General features: G+C 59.5%; 21 protein-coding genes. 7 read left to right on the forward strand and 14 right to left on the reverse strand.

Going from position 1 to position 21820, the window contains the following annotated elements; translation table 11 throughout:
* Nucleotides 1-292 precede the first annotated feature (292 nt).
* Nucleotides 293-964: a ribose-5-phosphate isomerase RpiA gene (rpiA, locus tag ACEN9A_RS28330; RefSeq protein ID WP_007939283.1), complete on the forward strand. Its 672-nt coding sequence runs from the start codon at nt 293-295 to the stop codon at nt 962-964.
* A gap of 61 nt (nt 965-1025) precedes the next feature.
* On the opposite strand, the gene ACEN9A_RS28335 is transcribed toward rpiA, so the two are convergent.
* From ACEN9A_RS28335 to ACEN9A_RS28350, 4 genes are all read right to left on the reverse strand, one after another.
* Nucleotides 1026-1943 (reverse strand): SdiA-regulated domain-containing protein, encoded by a 918-nt coding sequence (locus tag ACEN9A_RS28335; RefSeq protein WP_258671528.1) that lies wholly within the window; start codon nt 1941-1943, stop codon nt 1026-1028.
* 87 nt (nt 1944-2030) lie between these two features.
* Nucleotides 2031-2966 carry an SdiA-regulated domain-containing protein gene (locus ACEN9A_RS28340; RefSeq protein ID WP_064621008.1) on the reverse strand — a complete coding sequence of 312 codons (936 nt, stop codon included), beginning with the start codon at nt 2964-2966 and terminating at the stop codon, nt 2031-2033.
* A gap of 181 nt (nt 2967-3147) precedes the next feature.
* A complete protein-coding gene (locus tag ACEN9A_RS28345; protein ID WP_019580569.1) occupies nt 3148-3813 on the reverse strand; it encodes a fumarylacetoacetate hydrolase family protein in 666 nt (221 codons plus the stop codon).
* A 38-nt stretch (nt 3814-3851) separates the two neighbouring features.
* Nucleotides 3852-5246, reverse strand: a complete 1395-nt coding sequence (locus ACEN9A_RS28350; protein ID WP_258674226.1) for an FAD-binding oxidoreductase — start codon at nt 5244-5246, stop codon at nt 3852-3854.
* 204 nt (nt 5247-5450) lie between these two features.
* Between ACEN9A_RS28350 and serA the strand changes: the two genes are divergently transcribed.
* The gene (gene serA / locus ACEN9A_RS28355; RefSeq protein ID WP_018928647.1) at nt 5451-6680 is read left to right on the forward strand and encodes a phosphoglycerate dehydrogenase; all 1230 of its coding nucleotides are present in this window, start codon (nt 5451-5453) and stop codon (nt 6678-6680) included.
* Nucleotides 6681-6773: 93 nt separating this feature from the next.
* On the opposite strand, the gene ACEN9A_RS28360 is transcribed toward serA, so the two are convergent.
* A complete protein-coding gene (locus ACEN9A_RS28360) occupies nt 6774-7199 on the reverse strand; it encodes a DUF4399 domain-containing protein (RefSeq protein ID WP_019650185.1) in 426 nt (141 codons plus the stop codon).
* A 135-nt stretch (nt 7200-7334) separates the two neighbouring features.
* Here ACEN9A_RS28360 and ACEN9A_RS28365 point away from each other — a divergent pair, with 135 nt between their 5' ends.
* On the forward strand, nt 7335-7922 hold the full coding sequence (locus ACEN9A_RS28365; RefSeq protein WP_019650184.1) for a transporter substrate-binding domain-containing protein: 588 nt from the start codon (nt 7335-7337) through the stop codon (nt 7920-7922).
* A gap of 30 nt (nt 7923-7952) precedes the next feature.
* On the opposite strand, the gene ACEN9A_RS28370 is transcribed toward ACEN9A_RS28365, so the two are convergent.
* A complete protein-coding gene (locus tag ACEN9A_RS28370; RefSeq protein ID WP_018928644.1) occupies nt 7953-8438 on the reverse strand; it encodes a 2-thiouracil desulfurase family protein in 486 nt (161 codons plus the stop codon).
* 2 nt (nt 8439-8440) lie between these two features.
* Entirely contained in the window at nt 8441-9073 is a 633-nt protein-coding gene (locus ACEN9A_RS28375; RefSeq protein ID WP_018928643.1) for a 2OG-Fe(II) oxygenase, read from the reverse strand.
* A gap of 133 nt (nt 9074-9206) precedes the next feature.
* On the opposite strand from ACEN9A_RS28375, the gene ACEN9A_RS28380 reads away from it, so the two are divergent.
* Nucleotides 9207-9959 carry a DUF2059 domain-containing protein gene (locus ACEN9A_RS28380; protein ID WP_258671532.1) on the forward strand — a complete coding sequence of 251 codons (753 nt, stop codon included), beginning with the start codon at nt 9207-9209 and terminating at the stop codon, nt 9957-9959.
* Nucleotides 9960-10060: 101 nt separating this feature from the next.
* Here ACEN9A_RS28380 and bipL read toward each other — a convergent pair whose 3' ends face one another.
* Entirely contained in the window at nt 10061-11008 is a 948-nt protein-coding gene (gene bipL, locus ACEN9A_RS28385) for a phospholipase BipL (RefSeq protein ID WP_258671534.1), read from the reverse strand.
* 97 nt (nt 11009-11105) lie between these two features.
* Between bipL and ACEN9A_RS28390 the strand changes: the two genes are divergently transcribed.
* Both ACEN9A_RS28390 and ACEN9A_RS28395 read left to right on the forward strand, forming a co-directional pair.
* Complete coding sequence (locus ACEN9A_RS28390) at nt 11106-11684, forward strand: DUF6436 domain-containing protein (RefSeq protein ID WP_258671536.1); 579 nt, start codon at nt 11106-11108, stop codon at nt 11682-11684.
* A gap of 104 nt (nt 11685-11788) precedes the next feature.
* Nucleotides 11789-14200: a penicillin acylase family protein gene (locus ACEN9A_RS28395; protein WP_258671538.1), complete on the forward strand. Its 2412-nt coding sequence runs from the start codon at nt 11789-11791 to the stop codon at nt 14198-14200.
* 135 nt (nt 14201-14335) lie between these two features.
* On the opposite strand, the gene ACEN9A_RS28400 is transcribed toward ACEN9A_RS28395, so the two are convergent.
* Complete coding sequence (locus ACEN9A_RS28400; protein WP_258671540.1) at nt 14336-15301, reverse strand: GlxA family transcriptional regulator; 966 nt, start codon at nt 15299-15301, stop codon at nt 14336-14338.
* A 230-nt stretch (nt 15302-15531) separates the two neighbouring features.
* Here ACEN9A_RS28400 and ACEN9A_RS28405 point away from each other — a divergent pair, with 230 nt between their 5' ends.
* A complete protein-coding gene (locus tag ACEN9A_RS28405; protein ID WP_258671542.1) occupies nt 15532-16173 on the forward strand; it encodes an HD domain-containing protein in 642 nt (213 codons plus the stop codon).
* Nucleotides 16174-16312: 139 nt separating this feature from the next.
* On the opposite strand, the gene ACEN9A_RS28410 is transcribed toward ACEN9A_RS28405, so the two are convergent.
* The 5 genes from ACEN9A_RS28410 to ACEN9A_RS28430 all read right to left on the reverse strand — a co-directional run bounded on the left by ACEN9A_RS28410 (nt 16313) and on the right by ACEN9A_RS28430 (nt 21751).
* Nucleotides 16313-17203, reverse strand: a complete 891-nt coding sequence (locus tag ACEN9A_RS28410) for an ABC transporter permease subunit (protein ID WP_018928638.1) — start codon at nt 17201-17203, stop codon at nt 16313-16315.
* Complete coding sequence (locus tag ACEN9A_RS28415; protein WP_018928637.1) at nt 17200-18120, reverse strand: ABC transporter permease subunit; 921 nt, start codon at nt 18118-18120, stop codon at nt 17200-17202. Before ACEN9A_RS28415 ends, ACEN9A_RS28410 begins: the two co-directional genes overlap by 4 nt.
* Complete coding sequence (locus tag ACEN9A_RS28420; RefSeq protein ID WP_105340744.1) at nt 18117-19259, reverse strand: ABC transporter ATP-binding protein; 1143 nt, start codon at nt 19257-19259, stop codon at nt 18117-18119. The genes ACEN9A_RS28415 and ACEN9A_RS28420 overlap by 4 nt, the downstream gene beginning before the upstream one ends.
* Nucleotides 19260-19320: 61 nt before the next feature.
* Nucleotides 19321-20418, reverse strand: a complete 1098-nt coding sequence (locus ACEN9A_RS28425) for a polyamine ABC transporter substrate-binding protein (protein WP_309475223.1) — start codon at nt 20416-20418, stop codon at nt 19321-19323.
* A gap of 238 nt (nt 20419-20656) precedes the next feature.
* Entirely contained in the window at nt 20657-21751 is a 1095-nt protein-coding gene (locus tag ACEN9A_RS28430; RefSeq protein ID WP_018928634.1) for a polyamine ABC transporter substrate-binding protein, read from the reverse strand.
* Nucleotides 21752-21820 lie beyond the last annotated feature (69 nt).

The following is a 21820-nucleotide window of genomic DNA, read 5'->3' on the forward strand; positions in this document are numbered from 1 at the left end:
GGTTGGGCAGGGCCAAGGAGTCTAACCCGGCTTTTGGGCGTGCGACCACACGAATCAAGAGGTTTTAGCCTTTGCAGACATCGCGGATCCATTGTGGCGAGGGGGCTTGCCCCCGTTCGGCTGCGAAGTAGTCGTAAAATCTGTTTATGCGGTATGTCTGAAAGAATGCCAGGGGAGCGCTGCGCACTCCAACGGGGGCAAGCCCCCTCGCCACAGGAGTGTTTCCCCCAGCACTATCGCGAGGCCTATAATGCCGGCCTTTCGTCCCCCTCTTCGGCACCTCGGAGCCCGCATGACCCAGGATCAACTCAAACAGGCAGTGGCTCAGGCCGCCGTCGACTTCATCCTCCCGAAACTCGATGACAAGAGCATCGTCGGGGTCGGCACCGGCTCTACCGCCAATTGCTTCATCGACGCCCTGGCCAAGCACAAAGGCGCGTTTGACGGCGCAGTGGCCAGTTCCGAAGCCACCGCCGCGCGCCTCAAGGGCCACGGTATTCCGGTGTATGAGCTCAATACCGTCAGCGATCTGGAGTTCTACGTCGACGGCGCCGATGAAAGCGACGAGCACCTGCACCTGATCAAGGGCGGCGGCGCAGCCCTGACCCGCGAGAAGATCGTGGCGGCCGTGGCCAAGACCTTCATCTGCATCGCCGACGCCAGCAAACTGGTGCCGGTGCTCGGTGCGTTCCCATTGCCGGTGGAAGTGATCCCGATGGCCCGCAGCCACGTGGCCCGCGAACTGGTGAAGCTCGGCGGCGACCCGGTTTACCGTGAAGGCGTGCTAACCGACAACGGCAACATCATCCTCGACGTGTTCAACATGCAGATCACCAACCCGGTGGAGCTGGAAACACAGATCAACGCCATCGTCGGCGTGGTCACCAACGGTTTGTTCGCGGCCCGCCCGGCTGACTTGCTACTGCTGGGCACGAGCGAAGGCGTGAAAACCCTCAAGGCCTGATGCCTTAGCCATCTGTAGGAGCGAAGCTAGCTCGCTCCTACACTTGGTTTTGGGGTGTTGGTCAGGGCTGTGCCGGTTTTTTGAACACGTAGAACAGGTTCGGCTCACTGACCAAGTACAGGGTACCGTCGTCATCCATGGCAATGCCTTCTGCTTGCGGCACAGGCTTGAGCAACCCCTGACGGCCCTTGCTCAGTGACAGCGTACTCAGCGGTCGCCCGTCCACATCCAGCTCGAGAATCAACCGCGACTCATCGGACAGCGCCAGCAAATGCCCGCTGCGCTCGTCGTATTGCAGGCTCGACAAGTCCCGCACGAACATTCCGCCATCGCGCTTGGGATTGTTCACCACGTGCACCGCGTAGGACTTCTCCGGGTTGTAATGGGGAAAGCCCTGCACTTCGTAGATCAGCATCGGGTCGCGCTCCTTGGCGACGAACAAGCGCTTGCCCACCGAGTCATAGGCCAACCCCTCAAATCCCTTGTTGCCGCTCATGTGCACGCCGAGGGCCATCTGCTCGGCGTCCGCGGCATCGAGGAACGTCGTGCCCTTGCGCAGATGAATCTTGATCAGCCGTTGCTCACGCTCATCGGTGATCACGTAAGTGTCAGCGCTAATGAACTCGACTGCTTCCGGGTCGCCGAACCCGACCAGCGCCACACGCCGCAGGATTTTGCCTTCCAGGGACAACTCGATCAGCTCGGCTTTTTTGTGGGTGACAGTGAACAGGCTTTTGCGCACTGGATCGAAGGTCAGCGCTGAAACATCGTCGTCCAGACCGTCAATGACTCGCGCCTCGATCGCCACCTGATACTGGTCCAGGCCAATGGGCTGGGCATTCATCGGCTGCCATAGCGCCTGCACATTGAACCCACTGCGCTCGAACAGGCGCGGGTATTGGCCGACGGCAACCAACACGATCAGGGCAATGACCGACAGGATCAGCATCAGGGGTTTGGGGCGGACAAGTCGACGCATTCAGGCAAACTCGGAAACAGGACGGGCGGATGAAACACCACGGCTGCCTGAATTAAAACCCTAATGGCCCGCGACCTTCTACCGCAACTACCGAACCTGTTGCTTTTCGAAGCGGTAGAACAGGTTCGGCTCGCTCACCATGTACAACGTGCCTGCTTCGTCCATGGTGACGCCTTCGGCACGGGGAATGGTTTTCTTCAGGCCATTGAACCCTCCGAGCAAGGTCATGAAACTGACCTGCTCACCCTTCTCGTCCAGTTCCAGCAACAAGTGAGAGTCGGCGGACAGCACCAGGGTGTGGCCGGTGCGCGGATCGATGGCCAGGGCCGACAGGTTACGGACATCCAGTGCGTCGCTGGAAAGTTTTTGCTTGTCACCCTTGAGGATCTGGCTGCCATCGCTTTTCCAGCTGAACAGCGCCGGTGGACGCTCTTCACCCAGCAGAAGTTGCTGGCGGCGGGCATCCCAGACGACGGCTTCGAAGCCTTTATTCTGGTTTTTCGAGGGACCAAGATCGTATTTCGGGAAATTGGCGATGTTCAGCTCGCGCGTATCGGCATCGACCTTCACGATCGAGAGCAGGTGTTCGCGCTCATCGGTAATCGCCAGCAAACCATTGCCCATTACCGTCACCCCTTCCGGGTTGCTCCAACCCACCAGCGGCATTTTGCGCAACACGTCGCCCTGCAACGTCAGCTCGACCAGGAACGGGTTCTTGCCCATCACGGAGAACAGGGTTTTGGTCTGCGGGTCGTAAGACACGTCCGACGCTTCGTCCTTCTCCATGCCCGGCAGCAGTTTGGCGTCGATCACCGCCCGATAGTCCGGCAGCCAGACACTCTCTTTGCGTTCGGCAGGGCTTTCGAAGCGCTCCTTCACCCAGAGCACACCGCGATCATCCCAATGCATCGCAAACGCAAGGCCATAAGCAGCGACCGCCACCAGTAAAAGCCAGGAATACCAACGCATGACAAAACGCGAGCGGCGTGCAGTTTTCAGCTTGGGCAGCGATTCGATGGCCATTCAGGGATGCGTTCCAGAAATTCAGGCTATGGGTAATAGCACATTGGGACAGGCTCAGATGCCATAAGCCCCGGAATTATCCAGACAAAATGTGAAAAAAACGGGAAATGGCCGGATTGCCCTGTGTGGGCAGCCAAGATCAAAAGATCGCAGCCTGCGGCAGGCTGCGATCTTTTGCCTTTTAGAGAACGCTACTGGTAAAGCGGCTGACACCCGGCAATTCGAGCACCAGTTCGTCACCGACATTCAACGGGCCAACGCCCACCGGCGTGCCAGTGAGGATCACGTCCCCGGCCTGCAGCGAGAAGCAGCCGGCCATGTACTGGATCATCGGCACGATCGGATTGAGCATGTCCTTGCTGTTGCCATCCTGACGGACTTCGCCATTGATGGTCAGGCGGATGCCGATGTCGGTCAGATCAGCAAACGTGCTGCCGGCCACGAATGGCGCAATCACCGCCGCACCGTCGAAGCACTTGGCGATTTCCCACGGCAGGCCCTTGGCTTTAAGCTCGGCCTGCTTGTCGCGCAGGGTCAGGTCCAGGGCCGGGGCGAAGCCGGAGATGGCATCCAGCACTTCTTCGCGGCTCGGCTTGGTCGACAATGGCTTGCCGATCAGCACCGCTATTTCTGCTTCGTAATGCACCGAACCGCGCTCGGTCGGAATGCTGAAGCTGCCTTCCAGTGGCACCACGCAGCTGCCGGGCTTGATGAACAGCAGTGGTTCGGTGGGCACCGGGTTGTCCAGTTCCTTGGCGTGTTCGGCGTAGTTGCGGCCGATGCACACCACTTTCCCCAGCGGGAAATGAATACGCGTTCCGTCGACATACTGGTGCTGATAGCTCATTGACCGACTCCTGCTTCGTGCTCTTAAAGTTCGAAGAATCAAACAGCGAAAATCTTGCCTGGGTTCATGATGCCATTCGGGTCGAACACCGCTTTGACGGCTTTCATGTACTCGATCTCAACCGGTGAGCGGCTATAGGTCAAGTAATCACGCTTGGTCATGCCCACGCCATGTTCGGCGGAAATCGAACCGTTGTACTTCTCGACGGTTTCGAACACCCACTTGTTGACGGTGGCGCACTTGGCGAAGAACTCATCCTTGCTCAGGTTATCCGGCTTGAGGATGTTCAAGTGCAGGTTGCCGTCGCCGATGTGGCCGAACCAGACAATTTCGAAGTCTGGGTAGTGTTCGCCGACGATCGCGTCGATTTCCTTCAGGAACGCTGGGACTTTCGACACAGTGACCGAAATGTCGTTTTTGTACGGCGTCCAGTGGGAAATGGTTTCGGAGATGTACTCGCGCAGCTTCCAGAGGTTCTGCAACTGGGTATCGCTCTGGCTCATCACGCCGTCCAGCACCCAGCCCTGCTCGACGCAGTGCTCGAAGGTTTCCAGGGCGTGGTTGGCCACATCGACGGTGGTCGCTTCGAATTCCAGCAGCGCATAAAACGGGCAGTCGGATTCGAACGGCGCCGGTACATCGCCGCGCGCCATGACCTTGGCCAGGGCTTTGTCGGAGAAGAATTCGAACGCAGTCAGGTCAAGTTTGCCCTGGAACGCGTGCAATACCGGCATGATCGAATCGAAATCGGCAGTGCCGAGGACCATCGCGGTGAGGTTTTTCGGCGCACGGTCCAGACGCATGGTGGCTTCGACGACAAAGCCCAGCGTGCCTTCGGCGCCGATGAACAGCTGACGCAGGTCGTAGCCGGTGGCGTTCTTGATCAGGTCTTTGTTCAGCTCCAGCAGATCGCCCTTGCCGGTGACGACTTTCATGCCGGCCACCCAGTTGCGGGTCATGCCGTAGCGAATCACCTTGATCCCGCCGGCATTGGTGCCGATATTGCCGCCAATCTGGCTGGAACCTGCCGAAGCGAAGTCCACCGGATAGTACAAACCGTGCTCTTCAGCCTTGTTCTGTAATTGTTCGGTAACCACGCCCGGCTGACAAACGGCCGTGCGATCGGTCAGGTTCACATCGAGGATCTGGTTCATGTAGTCGAAGGACACGACCACTTCGCCATTGGCCGCCACTGCTGCGGCAGAAAGCCCGGTACGACCGCCGGACGGCACCAGCGCAACCCTGTGTTCATTGGCCCAACGGACAATGGCCTGGACCTGCTCAATATTCTTGGGAAACACAATGGCCGTCGGGGCCGGGGCGAAATGTTTGGTCCAATCCTTGCCGTAAGCGTTCAGGGAGTCGGCGTCGGTCAGGACCTTGCCAGGCTCAACCAGGGTCTTCAGCTCATCAATCAGCGCAGGATTGGTCATCGACAGAACTCTCGAACAATTCATGGTCATCCTGAGTACGCTTCACGTCGCAGAATGAGTGTTAGCAGGTCGCATATGCTAGCATACCGACCCCGCAGGATAGTGCCCAAAGGCTGTTCTGCGGCGACGGCTTTCCTGCCGTCCGGGTCAGCTCTGGCTGCTCCCTTCCCTGCCATTTTTTCTCCGGGACACAGGTTTACGCAGATGAGCAAGACTTCTCTCGATAAGAGCAAGATCAAGTTCCTTCTTCTCGAAGGCGTCCACCAATCGGCTGTCGACGTCCTCAAGGCGGCGGGCTACACCAGCATCGAGTACCTCACAGGTTCTCTGCCGGACGCCCAGCTGAAGGAAAAGATCGCTGATGCTCACTTCATCGGCATTCGCTCCCGCACTCAATTGACCGAAGAGATCTTCGATCACGCGAAGAAACTGGTGGCTGTCGGCTGTTTCTGCATCGGTACCAACCAGGTCGACCTCAACGCGGCTCGCGAACGCGGTATCGCGGTATTCAACGCGCCGTACTCCAACACTCGCTCCGTTGCGGAACTGGTGCTGGCCGAGGCGATCCTGTTGCTGCGCGGCATCCCTGAGAAGAACGCTTCCTGCCACCGTGGCGGCTGGATCAAAAGCGCAGCCAACTCCTTCGAAATCCGCGGCAAAAAGCTGGGTATCGTCGGTTACGGCTCGATCGGTACTCAACTGTCGGTCCTGGCTGAAGGTCTGGGCATGCAGGTTTACTTCTACGACACCGTGACCAAGCTGCCACTGGGCAACGCCACCCAGGTCGGCAACCTGCACGAGCTGTTGGGCATGTCCGACATCGTCACCCTGCACGTTCCGGAAACCGCTGCCACCCAGTGGATGATCGGCGAGAAGGAAATCCGCGCCATCAAGAAGGGCGGCATCCTGATCAATGCCGCGCGCGGCACCGTGGTCGAATTGGACGCCCTGGCGGACGCGATCAAGGACAAGCACCTGATCGGCGCGGCCATCGACGTATTCCCGGTGGAGCCACGCTCCAACGAAGAAGAGTTCGAAAGCCCGCTGCGTGGCCTGGACAACGTGATCCTGACCCCGCACATCGGTGGTTCTACCGCTGAAGCACAGGCCAACATCGGTCTGGAAGTAGCAGAAAAACTGGTCAAGTACAGCGACAACGGTACGTCGGTATCGTCCGTGAACTTCCCGGAAGTGGCCCTGCCGGCTCACCCTGGCAAGCACCGTCTGCTGCACATCCACGAGAACATTCCGGGTGTGATGAGCGAGATCAACAAGGTCTTCGCCGAAAACGGCATCAACATTTCCGGTCAGTTCCTGCAGACCAACGAGAAAGTCGGCTACGTCGTGATCGACGTCGATGCCGATTACTCGGAAATGGCGCAAGAGAAGCTGCAGCACATCAACGGCACCATTCGTTGCCGCGTGCTGTTCTGATTCAGACTTGAGCGACAAAAAAAGGGAGACCCTCGGGTCTCCCTTTTTTCATGGCAGCTTTTTCATGGCCGCTTTTTCATGGCTGCGGAAAAGTTACTTCACAGTGATGGTGATTTTCTTTGAAACGATCGGCGGATCGAACGGCATGTGACCGCTGTCGCCCAGTTCGAGCTGCAAGGTGTGCTTGCCCGGTGCCAGTTTGATTTCAGCGTGAGTCTGCGCTTTGCCGAAGTGCATATGATTGGCATCGTTTGGAATCGGAGCACCGGCGGCTGGTAGTTTGTCGACATCGATCAGCAAATGGTGATGGCCAGTATTTTTGGTGACATCGCCTGCTGGTGCCAGCGCGATTTCCTTGACGCCGAAATTCACGGTAAAGGTTTGCGCGACCGTGGCTCCGTCCTCAGGAGATACGATGAACACTTCTGCCCCCTTCGGAGCCGGGGTGGCGGCACTGGCCAGCACCGAAACACCCATCAGCACACCAGCCAATGCTGCTCGTGACATAAAGCTTTTCATTCTCTTCTCCAGTTTTTCCGTAAAATTCGCTCAGCCGTGAACAACTTAACGGCCATTCGTTGTCGAAGGCACTCATAACCATAGCAAAGCGAGCCTGAACAGCGCGTCGCGATAAATGAATTCAAAGGAGTGACCATGCGCTTTTTGCCTGGCCTGATCTGCCTGCTACCCCTTTTGAGCCCTTTGGCTCATGCCGAACTGATTGACGATGTAAACGACCGCGGCGAATTGCGCATTGCCCTTGAGGCTAATACACCGCCCTTCAATTTCAAGGACGACGGCAAATTGACCGGGTTCGAGGTCGAGCTGGGTCAATTGCTGGCCAATGAGCTGGATGTACGGGCCGACTTCGTCGTCACCGATTCCGACGACCTGTTGACCGGCGTCGAAAGCGGCAAATACGACGTTGCCATCAATCACATAGCACTGACCCCGGACCTGAAGGATCGTTTCGACTTCAGCGAACCTTACATTCACACCAACGCGCAATTGATCGCGCAGAAAGAAGAACAACCGCGATCAATCCTGTTGGTGCAGTCGCTGACGGAAGAAAAGCCGAAAGCCGCCCCGGCGGTAAGCCTGGCGATTCCGTTTCAGAAGGGTAACCCGGCGTTCCATGCCAGCCTGGAAAACGCCTTGCAGCGAATCAAGGCCGATGGCCGGCTGGAGGCGCTGGAGCAGAAGTGGTTTGGGGCGGATGCGGGTGTGGCGCCGAAACCTTGATTTCGAGCGAATGAGTCACCCTGTGGGCCGTTACTTCAGGGTTGCCAGGGCCTGAGCCGCTTGCGGCAACTCCAGTTCGCTGAAGACTTGCACACCATGGCGCTTGAGCAGCGCGGCGGTCACGCCCTCACCGCTGACCTTCACGCCACTGAACGTCCCGTCATAGGTCAGCAGATTCCCGCAAGACGGGCTGTTGGCCTTGAGCACGGCAATCCGGATGCCGTGCTGTTGCACTAGCTCCAGCGCCTGAGAAGCCCCTGAAAGAAACTCGGCACTAACATCCTCGCCCTCAGTGGTGATGACCGACGCAAGGCCATCAAGCACTTCACCACCCTGCCCGCCGGGAATTTCCGCCGCGGCCCTGGGTGTCGGCAACCCGCCGGCGACTTCCGGACACAACGGCACCACCCGGCCTTCGGCAATCCACTGCTCCAACAGATCGAACGGCCCGCTGGCCCCGCCGTCATAACGGACGCGGTGACCGAGCAAACAGCGGCTTACCAGAATCTTTTGCATGATCAGAACGGCTCGTTGCCACGACGGCGGAACCAGCCCGTCAACGACAGGCGTTCTCGGGTCGCGGGCAGGACTTCGTGAGGGACGTCGCCCGACAGGAACACCACCAGGCATCCACCGGTGGGCACTACATCGTGTTCGACGCCTTCGTCCAGGTACATGCGCAACTGACCGCCATGCTCGGGCAGCCAGGCGTCGTTGAGGTAGATCACCGCCGAGACCATGCGCCGGTCGTCGTCACGGAAACGGTCGACATGCTTGAGGTAGAAAGCACCGGGCGGGTACAGGGCGAAATGGCTTTCGAAATCTTCCAGGCCCAGGAACAAACCACGATTCATCGCCTCACGCAGGCTGTCCATCAACCCCAGGTAGCTGTCGCAGGACTCGGCCTGGCCGGGTTCGAGCCACTGGATATGGTCGCCGCGAATGCCTTCGCGAATCTCCGAAAACGCCCCGCGCCCCACGGCGGCCGGGGCGAGTTCACCCTCAGCGGCACGTTTACGACACTCGGCCGCCAGCGCCCGGGTCAGGTCCAGGGGCAGGAAAATATTCTGCTGCGACCAGCCGTGTTCGGCCAGGTCGTCGACGATTCGTAACAGCAGTGGATGATCAGAGGGTATGTGCATGGCGCGCATAGTATTCCTGTGCCCGCAAATCCGACAGAGCCACGCAGCGGAGGATTGGTCGGATAAGGTACTCAACCTGATACGAATTCTCGACAAGTACGAATGCCGCACGGAGAATAGTCGCCTGCTGACAGGAGTCCCTATGCGTCGCTTGCTTTTCTCACTGTTGATGTTCTGCGTTTTGCCCGCCTGGGCGGACGGCCACGACCAGTTGTACAAGGTCGCCGGTTGGCCAGAACAACGCGCGCATTTCAACGATGCTCTCTCGGCCGCTCAGCAGCGCTATCAGAACAGCTTGCCACCGGCAGTGTTCCAGGCCCTGGTCGACAACAGCAATCTACGGTTCGCCCCCAAGGCCATGGACCAGCGCGCCGAAGCGCAACTGCGCAAGAAGCTCGCCGACCCGAAACCTGCGCTGACCTTCTTTCAATCGCCCCTGGGCAAGAAAATCGTCGCCGCCGAACTGCTGGCGACCCGTCGCGATCAATTGGCGAAAAACGCCAAGGGCTTGCCGAAGATGCAGGCCAGCGATACCCGTCAACTGATCATCGGCCACCTGGCCCAGGCCCTGCCCGCCCGCGAGGCCGGCGCAGAAGTCAGCCTGGCGATCGCAGGCGTGGCGGCCGACAGCCTGAGTTCGATGATCCCCGGCCTGCTCGGCGGCGGTCAGGCTCAGGGCATGTTGAACGGTCAGCGCCAGCGCCTGATGGAGCAGATCGGCGCCGATCTGAACAACACGCTGCTGTATGTCTATCGCGACCTGTCGGATGACGAACTGGAAGAGTTTTCGACCTTTGCCGAGTCCGCTGAAGGCAAGGCTTACTACCAAGCGGCATTGGCGGCGATTCGGGCGGGGTTGGCGGTGGGGCAAAGCACGTCGAGTCTGCAGCCTTGAAATAAGTATCGCGCCGGAAAAGATCGCAGCCTTCGGCAGCTCCTACAGGGATTTGTGAACACCCAAGGAGCTGCCGAAGGCTGCGATCTTTTGATCTTGCCTTATCGATTCTGACGACTCATCCGCTTGGTCAAAAACCCGAAATACTCCTGCCGCAACCCCGGCGACTCATTCGCCAGATGATGCCGCGCCTCAGGCAGCATCAACACCTGAGGCCGATCGAACTTGCCTCGTAACACTTCAAGGTTGTGCTCCCAATCCACGGTCATGTCCGCCTGCCCCTGCACGATCAGCGGCCGCCGCGGGCTGCTCGGTGCCGCTTCGATACGCTTGATCCACCGTCCCAGCGCACCGACCCAGGCCGTCGGCAGGCGTAGCGGCTGCAGCGGATCAGCCTGCAGGAACGCGAGGAAATCAGGGTCGTTGGAGTTCTCGCTGAAGCGCCGTGCGATGCCTTTGACAAACGGCTTGAGCAGGTAATAACTGAGCCGCGACCAACCCCAGGCACGCGGCCGCACCAAGGGCGACAGCAGAATCACTTGCCCCTGGGCCGGGCTGCTCGCACCTTGATTGAGTACATGGTCGATCACAATCGCTCCGCCGGTGCTTTGCCCGCACAAGTGCCAGGGCTGCGGAAGGTCCAACGACTGCGCCTCGGCCAGCAGGCCTTGCAGGGCGCTCTGGTACTCGGCGAAGTCCTTGATACTCGCCCGCTCGCCACTGGACAGGCCATGCCCCGGCAGGTCACAGGCGATTACCGCAAACCCTTGGTCCAGCGCCCACTCGATCACATGCCGGTAGAGCCCGGTGTGATCGTAGAAGCCGTGAAATAGAAACAGCGTCGCCTTCGCCCGCTCGGGCCACCAGAGCTGGCTGACCACTTCATAGCCATCGATCTCGAAACGCCCCAAGCCACGGCGCAGGGTCCGCTGTGGAAAATCCAGCCCGTAAAAACGCTGATAGGCCATGGCCTCCGTCGACAGCGGCTGCCACTCGGCCAATGGCCGCAGGCTGGCACGCAGATGATCGGGGTCGAAAGTGGCAGGCATGAACTATTCCAGAGCGCGAAACAGACTTTATGGACCTGCGATATTCATCTGTCGCGGCAAGCATGGCAAGCTAGCCGACCTTCGAGGATTGAAACCCATGCGCCCGGCCTATCGCACCACACTGCTTGCCAGTCTGCTCGCCCTTGTGTGCGCCGCTGTGCTGTGGGCCGCTTACGACTGGTTTCAGGGACGCTACCTGCGGGCATTCAGTTCGCACACCGCTGTGTTCTCCGGCGACCCGTTGCGCCTGCCGGACGAACTCGCCGGCCCCGGGGCCATTCGCCTGGTGCACTTCTGGGACCCGGCCTGCCCGTGCAATGTCGGCAACCAACAACACCTGAGCGAACTGGTTGAGCAATATGTACCGCAGGGCGTCGAGTTCTATACGGTACAAAAGCCCGGCAGCCACGGTCAGTTGCCCGGCACCTTGAGCCGCCTGAAAACCCTCACGGTCCTGCCTGGCTCCGAACAGATCCCTGCCAGCCCGGCGGTAGCGATCTGGGACCGCAACGGCCAGTTGGCGTATTTCGGTCCGTACAGCGAAGGCCTGACCTGCAATTCGAGCAACAGTTTTATCGAGCCCATTCTGCAAGCACTGAACGCAGGCAGGGCGGTGAACGCCACCCACACGCTGGCGGTGGGTTGCTACTGCCCGTGGCCCGCAGAGGCGAAGTAAGGCATTCCTGACTTTTCCAGGACCGCGATGCCCGGCACAGGAGGTCTGTGCTACACGTTTGCAGCCCGCACGGGTGGCAACCCCCGAAAGAACAAGGAGTCACCATGAAACGCGTCCTGACCGTACTTGCCTTGCTGATCGTCGTACTCGTCGCCGGGGGCGGCTGGTATGTGTACAGCAAACAACCGACGCGCCAGGGCCAGGTGGCGTTGCAACACCTGCAAGGTTCGGTGACCGTGCGCTACGACGAGCGCGGCGTGCCGCATATCCGTGCTGAAAACGAAACCGACCTCTACCGCGCCCTCGGCTACGTGCACGCCCAGGACCGGCTGTTCCAGATGGAAGCCATGCGGCGCCTGGCCCGTGGTGAGCTGGCCGAAGTCCTCGGCCCGAAACTGCTCGACACCGACAAACTGTTTCGCGGCCTGCGCATTCGCGAACGAGCCGAAAGCTACGTGGCCGCGCTGGATCGTCAGTCGCCGGCATGGAAGGCCCTGCAAGCCTATCTGGACGGTATCAATCAATATCAGGACGGCCACGCTGCGCCGGTAGAGTTCGATGTACTGGGAATCCCCAAGCGCCCTTTCACCGCCGAAGACAGCATCAGCATCGCAGGCTACATGGCCTACAGCTTTGCCGCAGCGTTTCGCACCGAACCCTTGCTGACTTACGTGCGCGACCAACTGGGCAGCGAGTACCTGAACATCTTCGATCTCGACTGGCAGCCCAAGGGCGTGCTAGTCAAAGGTCACGCCAACCCTGCGCCAACGCTCGCCGCCAGTGACTGGAAGGATCTGAACGCCCTCGCCCGCCTGAGTGAACAGGCGCTGGCCGACCACGGCCTGCCGCAATTCGAAGGCAGCAACGCCTGGGTGATTTCCGGCAACCGCAGCAAAAGCGGCAAGCCGCTGCTGGCCGGTGACCCGCACATTCGCTTCTCGGTGCCGTCGGTGTGGTACGAGGCGCATCTGTCGGCGCCGGGCTTCGAGCTGTATGGCTACCATCAGGCGCTGGTGCCGTTTGCATTTCTCGGTCACAACCTGGACTTCGGCTGGAGCCTGACGATGTTCCAGAACGACGATCTGGACCTGATCGCCGAGAAGGTCAACCCGGACAACCCGAACCAGGTCTGGTATCGCGGCAAGTGGGTGGACATGGTCAACACCGAACAACAGATCGCGGTGAAAGGTCAGTCACCGGTCACATTGACGCTGCGCCAGTCGCCCCATGGCCCGATCGTCAACGATGCGCTCGGCACCGCCGCCGGCAAGACGCCGGTTGCCATGTGGTGGGCGTTCCTCGAAACCCCGAATCCGATCCTCGACGGCTTCTACCAGCTCAATCGGGCCGACACCCTGGCCAAGGCCCGCGCCGCAGCAGCCAAGGTTCAGGCTCCAGGGTTGAACATCGTCTACGCCAACGCCAAGGGCGACATCGGCTGGTGGGCCTCGGCGCTGCTGCCCAAGCGTCCGGCCGGGGTTAAGCCCGGTTTCATCCTCGATGGCAGCACCCCTCAGGCGGACAAGGAAGGTTTTTACCCGTTCAGCGCCAACCCGCAGGAAGAAAACCCGGCGCGGGGCTACATCGTCTCGGCCAACTTCCAACCGGTGTCGCCGATCGGCATGGAGATTCCCGGCTACTACAACCTCGCCGATCGCGGGCAGCAGCTCAATCGCCAGCTCAGCGACAAGAACGTGAAGTGGGACAACGCCGCCAACCAGAAGCTGCAACTGGGTACCACCACCGCCTACGGGCCGCGCTTGCTGGCACCTTTGCTGCCGGTACTGCGTGAAGTGGTGAGCGATCCGGCCGAACTCAAACTGGTGGAACAACTGGCGCAGTGGAGCGGCGATTACCCGCTGGACTCCATCAGCGCCACCCTGTTCAACCAGTTCCTGTTCAACCTCGCCGACGCGGCGCTGCGCGATGAACTGGGCAATGACTTCTTCGAAACGCTGCTCCCGACCCGGGTGATCGATGCCGCGCTGCCGCGTCTGGCGGCCTCCGCCGATTCGCCGTGGTGGGACAACCGCAACACTCCCGGCAAGGAAACCCGCGCCGATACGGTCAAGTTGGCCTGGCAAGCGAGCATGGCTCATCTCAAAACCACCCTTGGTGCCGACTCCTCGCAATGGCAGTGGGGCAAGGCGCACACCCTGACCCACGGCCATCCGCTGGGGATGCAAAAGCCCCTGGACCAGATTTTCAACGTTGGCCCGTTCGCGGCACCCGGCACCCACGAAGTACCAAACAACCTCTCGGCCAAGATCGGCCCGGCGCCGTGGCCCGTGACCTACGGCCCGTCGACCCGGCGACTGATCGACTTCGCCGACCCGGCCCACAGCCTGACCATCAACCCGGTGGGTCAGAGCGGCGTGCCGTTCGACAGCCACTATGCCGACCAGGCCGAGTCGTACATCGAAGGGGTTTATTACCAGGCGCATTTCAATGATGAAGAAGTGACGGCCAATACCCGTAGTACGTTGAAGCTGTTGCCAGCGCGTTCAGGGCAATAGATTTTTTGTTGGCCCGACTGACGCCTTCGCGAGCAAGCCCGCTCCCACAGTTGACCGAGTTGTTCAGACAGGCACGGTCTAATGTGGGAGCGGGCTTGCTCGCGAAGAGGCCCTGACAAGCAACACCAATTGCCGCTAAACCATCGCCGCAAAATTCAACCTGAACTGCTTCGGCGTCACCCCCAGCCTGCGGTTGAACACACTGCGCATGTGCTGGGCATCGCGAAACCCACACTGGTACGCCACGGTTTTCAGCGGCGCATGGGTGCTTTCGAGCATCACCCGCGCCGCATCCACCCTCGCCCGTTCGACGAATTCCGCCGGGGTGATTTTCGCCTCCTTGGCGAACACCCGGGAAAAGTTGCGCGTGCTCATATTGGCGGCGTTGGCCAGATCAGCAATGGTCAGGTCGCCATTGAGGTTGGCCAACACATAGAGCTGGACCAACGCCACCGCCGAAGTCGGTTCGGCATGGGGCGTGAGGAACGGACTGAACTGCGATTGCCCGCCCGAGCGCTGGGTGAACACCACCAGCCGCTTGGCCACGCTGAGTGCCACGTCCGGCCCGTGATCCCGGGCCAGCAGATACAGCGACAGATCGATTCCCGCCGTGACCCCGGCCGAGGTGTAGAGCTCGCCGTCCTGCACGTACAAGCGATCAGCCTCGACCTGAGTCGACGGGCACAACTGCGCCAGCGCCGCGGCGTCGCCCCAATGAGTGGTGACGGTTCGCCCGTCGAGCAATCCGGCCCGGGCGAGCATGAAGGCACCGTTGCAAATCGAGCCGAAACGTTGCGCACGCGCACACGCATCGCGCAACCAGGCATCGAACACCGCGCCAAAATTCAGGAACGGCAACTGCGGGCCGCCCGCCACCAATAGCAGGTCATACGCTTCCAGCGCTTCACTGAAATGCCGATGGGCATTGAGCGACAACCCGTTGGAGCACGCCATCACACCGCGCTCGACACCGATCACCTCCAGCCGATAGTGATCTTCCTGTGCCAGGAAACGATTGGCCTCGGAAAACACATCCATGGGACCAGTGACGTCCAGCGACTGGACGCCTGGGAATACGACAATGGCGACGGTTTTGTGCATGGCATGAAACGCCTTTTATGGCACTGGGCTGGATGTCAGCTGCTACAGGACTGCATTCTTTCGGGGAACCTGCGCCAACCCTAGCCAATTCGTGCCCGACAAGCGAGGCTTGGCACGATATGTAGGCTGATTGGCCGGGATCGCGGCCATGGATCGATTGTCCGGTGTCTGGTGCGCAGACAGACTAAACCCATCAGCGCCGCCACGGCGTTCGCCATGAGGACAGCACCATGAGCAGCAGCATCGCCGGCATCAAGATCCCCGACAGCGCGTTAGCCAAGACCACCACTGAATATATTCGCGACGCAGAGTCCGACCTGCTGTATCACCACTCACGCCGGGTATTTCTGTTCGGTGCCCTGAGTGGTGAGCGCAAGCAGTTGGCCTACGACCCGGAGCTGCTGTACGTCGGTGCGATGTTTCATGATTTGGGCCTGGTGGAAGGACATCGCAGCGATGACGAACGTTTCGAAGTCGACAGTGCCAACGCTGCCAGAGCCTTCCTCAAACCCTATGGTTTGTCTGACGACGATGTCGAACAAGTGTGGTTGTCGATTGCCCTGCACACCACACCGGGTGTACCGCAACACCTGCGCCCGACCGTGGCGCTGGTGACCGCTGGTGTTGAGATGGATGTGTTGGGCATCGACTATGCGGCGTTTTCGACGGCGCAGCGTGAAGCGGTGGTGCATGCGCATCCACGGGGGGAAGGATTCAAGGAGTGCATCATCTGCGCCTTTGCCGATGGCTTGCGTCATCGCCCTCAGACCACGTTCGGCAACGTGAAGACCGATGTCCTGGCGGATCAGCAACCAGGGTTCAAACCAATGAATTTCGTCGAGGTCATCCGCCAATCACCTTGGGTTGCCTAAAACAACTGTGGGAGCGGGCTTGCTCGCGAAGCGGTATCACAATCAACAAGGATGTTGAATGTCAATCCGTCTTCGCGAGCAAGCCCGCCCCCACATTAAATCCCGGTTGGCCATGACTCCGTAGCCAACCGGGCAAAGCCTACGCCGCTTCCGGTGCCTGCGCCCGACGTACGTCCGGTTGTTTCCAGGAGTCGGCAGCGGCTTCCTCGATGGCTTGCTGGATCGCACGCTTGCGGCTTTCTTCGGCGCGACGGCTGAAGAACCAGACCAGGAAGGTCACCAGCGACACCGCCAGCAGAATCAGGCTGGCCACGGCATTGATCTCAGGCTTCACCCCCAGGCGCACCGCCGAGAACACTTCCATCGGCAGGGTGGTCGACCCTGGCCCGGACACGAAGCTCGCCAACACCAAATCATCCAGCGACAAGGCAAACGACATCATGCCGCCGGCCGCCAGTGACGGCGCGATCATCGGGATGGTGATCAGGAAGAACACCTTCCATGGCCGCGCACCGAGGTCCATGGCGGCTTCTTCGATCGACAAATCCAATTCTCGCAAGCGCGCCGACACCACCACCGCCACATACGCTGCACAGAATGTGGTGTGGGCGATCCAGATGGTGACGATGCCGCGCTCCTGCGGCCAGCCGATCATCTGCGCCATGGCCACGAACAGCAGCAACAGCGACAGACCGGTGATCACTTCCGGCATCACCAGCGGTGCGGTGACCAGCCCACCAAACAGTGTGCGGCCCTTGAAGCGGGTGATGCGGGTCAGCACGAACGCCGCCAGCGTGCCCAACGCCACCGCGGCAATCGCGGTGTAGCAGGCGATCTCCAGGGAGCGCACCACAGAGCCCATCAGTTGCGTGTTGTCGAGCAGGCCGACGTACCACTTGACCGACCAGCCGCCCCACACCGTCACCAGTTTCGAGGCGTTGAACGAGTAGATCACCAGGATCAGCATCGGCGCGTAGATGAACAGCAGACCCAGCACCAGCATCAGGTTCGAGAAACGGAAGCGCTTCATTCTTTACCCTCCATTTCCTTGGCCTGACTACGGTTGAACAGGATGATCGGCACAATCAGGATTGCCAGCATCACCACCGCCAGGGCAGACGCCACCGGCCAGTCGCGGTTGTTGAAGAACTCTTGCCAGAGCACTTTACCGATCATCAGGGTTTCCGGACCGCCGAGCAGTTCCGGGATCACGAACTCCCCCACCACCGGGATGAACACCAGCATGCAACCGGCGATAATGCCGTTTTTCGACAGTGGCACGGTGATCTTCCAGAAGCTGTTGAAGTTGCTCGAACCCAGGTCCGATGCGGCTTCCAGCAGGCTGTGATCGTGTTTCACCAGGTTGGCGTAGAGCGGCAGGATCATGAACGGCAGATAGGAGTAAACCACCCCGATATAAACCGCCAGGTTGGTATTGAGGATCTGCAGCGGTTCGTCGATCCAGCCCATGCTCATCAGAAAACCATTGAGCAGCCCGTTGTTGCTGAGGATGCCCATCCACGCGTACACGCGGATCAGGATCGCGGTCCAGGTCGGCATCATGATCAGCAGCACCAGCACCGTTTGCAGCTCTTTGCGGGCGGTGGCAATGCCATAGGCCATCGGGTAGCCGATCAGCAGGCAGAGGATGGTGCTGAACAGCGCCATCTTCAGCGAGCCCAGGTAAGCGGCGATGTACAACTCGTCATCGCCCAGCATCGCGTAGTTGGCCAGGTTGAGCAGCACCTGCAGTTTCTGGTCAACGAAGGTGTAGATCTCGGTGTACGGCGGAATGGCCACGTCGGCTTCAGCGAAGCTGATCTTCAGGACGATGAAGAACGGCAGCATGAAGAACATGAACAGCCAGATGAACGGAACCCCGATGACCAGCTGACGGCCACCGGGAAGTATTCGATTGAGCCGGCGTTTGAGTTTGCGCATGTTCATGAGCGAAGTACCACGCCGCTGTCGTCTTCCCACCACACGTAAACCTGGTCACCCCAAGTCGGGCGCTGGCCACGGCGCTCGGCGTTGGCGACGAAGGACTGCACCAGCTTGCCGCTCGGCAGTTCGACATAGAACACCGAATGGCCGCCGAGATAGGCGATGTCGTGCACCTTGCCGCTGGACCAGTTGTGTTCGCAGGTCGGCATTTCGGCCGTCACCAGCAGTTTTTCCGGACGGATCGCATAGGTAACGGACTTGTCCTGCACCGAGGTGCTGATGCCGTGACCCACGTAAATGTTGCGGTCCAGATCCTTGCAGGTGATCAGTGCATGGCCCTCGGCGTCGTCCACCACTTCACCTTCGAAGATGTTGACGTTGCCGATGAATTCGCAGACCAGGCGGCTGGTCGGGGTTTCGTAGATGTCGATCGGGCTGCCGATCTGGGCGATCCAGCCCAGGTGCATGATCGCGATGCGCTCGGCCATGGTCATGGCCTCTTCCTGGTCGTGGGTCACCATGACGCAGGTTACGCCGACGCGCTCGATGATCTCGACCAGTTCCAGCTGCATTTGCGAACGCAGCTTCTTGTCCAGCGCGCCCATCGGTTCGTCGAGCAACAACAGCTTCGGCCGCTTGGCCAACGAACGCGCCAGGGCCACGCGCTGACGCTGACCACCGGACAACTGATGCGGTTTGCGCTTGGCGTACTCGCTCATCTGCACCAGCTTGAGCATCTCGGCCACGCGGGCATCGACCTCGGCCGCCGGGATCTTGTCCTGCTTGAGGCCGAAAGCGATGTTCTGCGCCACGGTCATGTGCGGGAACAAGGCGTAGGACTGGAACATCATGTTGATCGGCCGCTCGTACGGCGGCATGTCAGTGATGTCTACGCCATCGAGGAAAATGCGCCCCTCCGTGGGCCGTTCGAAACCTGCCAGCATCCGCAGCAAGGTGGATTTGCCCGAACCCGAGCCGCCGAGCAAGGCGAAGATTTCGCCTTTCTTGATTTCCAGGGACACGTCGTCCACGGCAATCGTCTCGTCGAACTTTTTGGTGACCCGGTCGATTTTGACCAACACCTGTTTAGGTGATTGGTCGCCCTCGAGGGCTTTCTTATAGGCGCCGGAGGCAACTGCCATTTACGAAACTCCCAACAGAATTTGCAGTTCGCTCAATGTGGCGAACCTGGATAGTTTGACGCTATTTGCCCGACTTGACCTTGGTCCAGCTGCGCGTCATCAAACGTTGAATGTTCGGCGGTAACTCGATGGACACGTACATCTTGTCGAGGACCGCTTGCGGCGGATAAACCGACGCGTCAGTGCGTATGGATTGTTCCATCAGTTTGTCCGACCCAGGGTTTGGGTTGGCGTAGCCCACGGCATCGCTGACCTTGGCGATCACCTCAGGCTTGAGCAAATAGTTGATGAAGGCGTGCGCTTCCTTGACGTTGGCTGCGTCCTTGGGGATCGCCAGCATGTCGAACCAGAGCGCGCCGCCCTCTTTTGGAATCGAGTAGGCGATGTTCATGCCTTTGCCGGCTTCAGCCGCGCGGGCCTTGGCCTGGAACATATCGCCGGAAAAACCGATCGCAACGCAGATATCGCCGTTGGCCAGGTCCGCGATGTATTTGGATGAGTGGAAGTACGTCACATAAGGCCGCACCGCCAGCAATTTAGCCTCGGCCTTTTTGTAGTCTTCGGGGTTGGTGCTGTTGGCGTTCAGGCCCATGTAGTTAAGGACCGTAGGCATCATTTCATCGGCGGAGTCGAGGAACGCGACACCGCAGCTGTGCAGCTTCTTGAGGTTCTGCGGCTCGAACACCACATCCCAGGAATCGATCTTGTCGAGGCCCAGCACAGCCTTGATCTTGTCGACGTTGTAACCGATGCCGTTGGTGCCCCACAGATACGGCACGGCATATTGGTTACCCGGATCGTTCTGCTCCAGGCGCTTGAGCAACACCGGGTCGAGGTTGGAATAGTTGGTCAGCTTAGACTTGTCGAGCTTCTGGAAAGCGCCGGCCTTGATTTGCTTGCCAAGGAAGTGGTTGGACGGCACGACCACGTCGTAACCGGTACGCCCGGCCAGCAACTTGCCTTCCAGGGTTTCGTTGGAATCGAATACGTCGTAAATCGGCTTGATACCGGCTTCTTTCTGGAAGTCGGCCAGGGTGGTCTCACCGATGTAGTCCGACCAGTTATAAATATGCACCGTGCCGGTGGCCTGGGCACTGACGGCAAGCGTCAGCCCGGCGCCGACCAGCAGGGCATTGCGCAAAAAAGAAAAAACAGGCAAGTGGAGGTCCTCTAAAATTAGTTGGGCCCAAGTTGCCCCGCGTTACATGACAGCCATGGCTGCCTGACAACAAAACCGGCGCGCAACTTACCCTCGAAAAACCGTTCCAGCAAACTTTATGAAGATCCTGTAGCAGCTGCCGCAGGCTGCGTTCAACTGCGAAGCAGTTGTGCTGTCGAAAAGCGGAGGTCCTTCGGACCTCAACGCAGCCTTCGGCAGCTGCTACAAGGTTTATTACTTATTTACCGGATTTGATCTTGGTCCAGCTGCGGGTCAGTTCACGCTGGGTTGCGGCTGGCAAATCAGCGATCGCATACAGCTTGGCCTGCACTTCAGGAGTCGGATAGATGCCCGGATCCGAAGTGATGTCCTTGCTCACATACTGGGTGGCTTCAGCATTACCGTTAGGGAAACGCACGGCGTTAGTGATGTCAGCCATTACTTTCGGTTGCAGCAGGTAGTTCATGAACTTGTAGGCCCCCTCGACGTTTTCCGCATCCTTGGGGATTGCGACCATGTCGTAGAAGCTGCCAGCGCCTTCTTTTGGAATGGCGTAGCTGACTTTCACCTTGTCACCGGCTTCGGCAGCACGGGACTTGGCTTGCTGGACGTCCCCCGAATAGCCGACGGCTACGCAGATGTTGCCGTTGGCCAGGTCCGAGATGTACTTGGACGAGTGGAAGTAGGTGATCGAAGGACGAATCTTGAGGAACAGTTCCTCGGCTTTCTTGATGTCTTCTTTCTTCTGGCTGTCGGTTGGCAGACCCAGGTAATGCAGGGCGACCGGCAGCATTTCGGTAGGCGAATCCAGGAAGCTCACACCGCAGCCTTTGAGCTTGGCAATGTTTTCAGGCTTGAGCAGGGTGTCCCAGGAATCGATCGTGTCGACGCCCAGTGCTGCCTTGACCTTCTCGGGGTTGTAACCGATCCCGATCGAGCCCCACATGTAAGGGAAGGCGTGTTTGTTGTCCGGGTCACTGACGGAAACCGCTTTAAGCAGTGATTTGTTCAGGTTGCCGTAGTTGGACAGCTTGGACTTGTCCAGCTCCCGGTAAACACCGGCCTTGATTTGCTTGGCGAGGAAGTTGTTCGACGGTACGACAACGTCGTAACCGGACTTGCCTGCCAGCAACTTGGCTTCCAGGGTTTCGTTGCTGTCGAATACGTCGTACACCACCTTGATCCCGGACTCTTTTTCGAAGTTCGCGATGGTGTCCGGTGCGATGTAATCGGACCAGTTGTACACGTGCAGCACTTTATCGTCGGCCTGAACGGCGCCCGCCATCACGCCCATCAGGGACATGGCGAGGAGGGTCTTGCCAGTTATCTTCATACCTAATGCCTTCATGGGTAATGCTCCAGTTTTTCTTTTTAACCACGTGCTCAGCAGCCTGTTACAGGG

This window comes from Pseudomonas sp. Pseusp18, from assembly GCF_059506005.1.

Bases quoted from the DNA above. Each gene is read 5' to 3' on its own strand.
- rpiA (WP_007939283.1), top strand. From the start codon at position 293: ATGACCCAGGATCAACTCAAACAGGCAGTGGCTCAGGCCGCCGTCGAC.
- ACEN9A_RS28335 (WP_258671528.1), bottom strand. From the start codon at position 1,943: ATGCGTCGACTTGTCCGCCCCAAACCCCTGATGCTGATCCTGTCGGTC.
- ACEN9A_RS28340 (WP_064621008.1), bottom strand. From the start codon at position 2,966: ATGGCCATCGAATCGCTGCCCAAGCTGAAAACTGCACGCCGCTCGCGT.
- ACEN9A_RS28345 (WP_019580569.1), bottom strand. From the start codon at position 3,813: ATGAGCTATCAGCACCAGTATGTCGACGGAACGCGTATTCATTTCCCG.
- ACEN9A_RS28350 (WP_258674226.1), bottom strand. From the start codon at position 5,246: ATGACCAATCCTGCGCTGATTGATGAGCTGAAGACCCTGGTTGAGCCT.
- serA (WP_018928647.1), top strand. From the start codon at position 5,451: ATGAGCAAGACTTCTCTCGATAAGAGCAAGATCAAGTTCCTTCTTCTC.
- ACEN9A_RS28360 (WP_019650185.1), bottom strand. From the start codon at position 7,199: ATGAAAAGCTTTATGTCACGAGCAGCATTGGCTGGTGTGCTGATGGGT.
- ACEN9A_RS28365 (WP_019650184.1), top strand. From the start codon at position 7,335: ATGCGCTTTTTGCCTGGCCTGATCTGCCTGCTACCCCTTTTGAGCCCT.
- ACEN9A_RS28370 (WP_018928644.1), bottom strand. From the start codon at position 8,438: ATGCAAAAGATTCTGGTAAGCCGCTGTTTGCTCGGTCACCGCGTCCGT.
- ACEN9A_RS28375 (WP_018928643.1), bottom strand. From the start codon at position 9,073: ATGCGCGCCATGCACATACCCTCTGATCATCCACTGCTGTTACGAATC.
- ACEN9A_RS28380 (WP_258671532.1), top strand. From the start codon at position 9,207: ATGCGTCGCTTGCTTTTCTCACTGTTGATGTTCTGCGTTTTGCCCGCC.
- bipL (WP_258671534.1), bottom strand. From the start codon at position 11,008: ATGCCTGCCACTTTCGACCCCGATCATCTGCGTGCCAGCCTGCGGCCA.
- ACEN9A_RS28390 (WP_258671536.1), top strand. From the start codon at position 11,106: ATGCGCCCGGCCTATCGCACCACACTGCTTGCCAGTCTGCTCGCCCTT.
- ACEN9A_RS28395 (WP_258671538.1), top strand. From the start codon at position 11,789: ATGAAACGCGTCCTGACCGTACTTGCCTTGCTGATCGTCGTACTCGTC.
- ACEN9A_RS28400 (WP_258671540.1), bottom strand. From the start codon at position 15,301: ATGCACAAAACCGTCGCCATTGTCGTATTCCCAGGCGTCCAGTCGCTG.
- ACEN9A_RS28405 (WP_258671542.1), top strand. From the start codon at position 15,532: ATGAGCAGCAGCATCGCCGGCATCAAGATCCCCGACAGCGCGTTAGCC.
- ACEN9A_RS28410 (WP_018928638.1), bottom strand. From the start codon at position 17,203: ATGAAGCGCTTCCGTTTCTCGAACCTGATGCTGGTGCTGGGTCTGCTG.
- ACEN9A_RS28415 (WP_018928637.1), bottom strand. From the start codon at position 18,120: ATGAACATGCGCAAACTCAAACGCCGGCTCAATCGAATACTTCCCGGT.
- ACEN9A_RS28420 (WP_105340744.1), bottom strand. From the start codon at position 19,259: ATGGCAGTTGCCTCCGGCGCCTATAAGAAAGCCCTCGAGGGCGACCAA.
- ACEN9A_RS28430 (WP_018928634.1), bottom strand. From the start codon at position 21,751: ATGAAGATAACTGGCAAGACCCTCCTCGCCATGTCCCTGATGGGCGTG.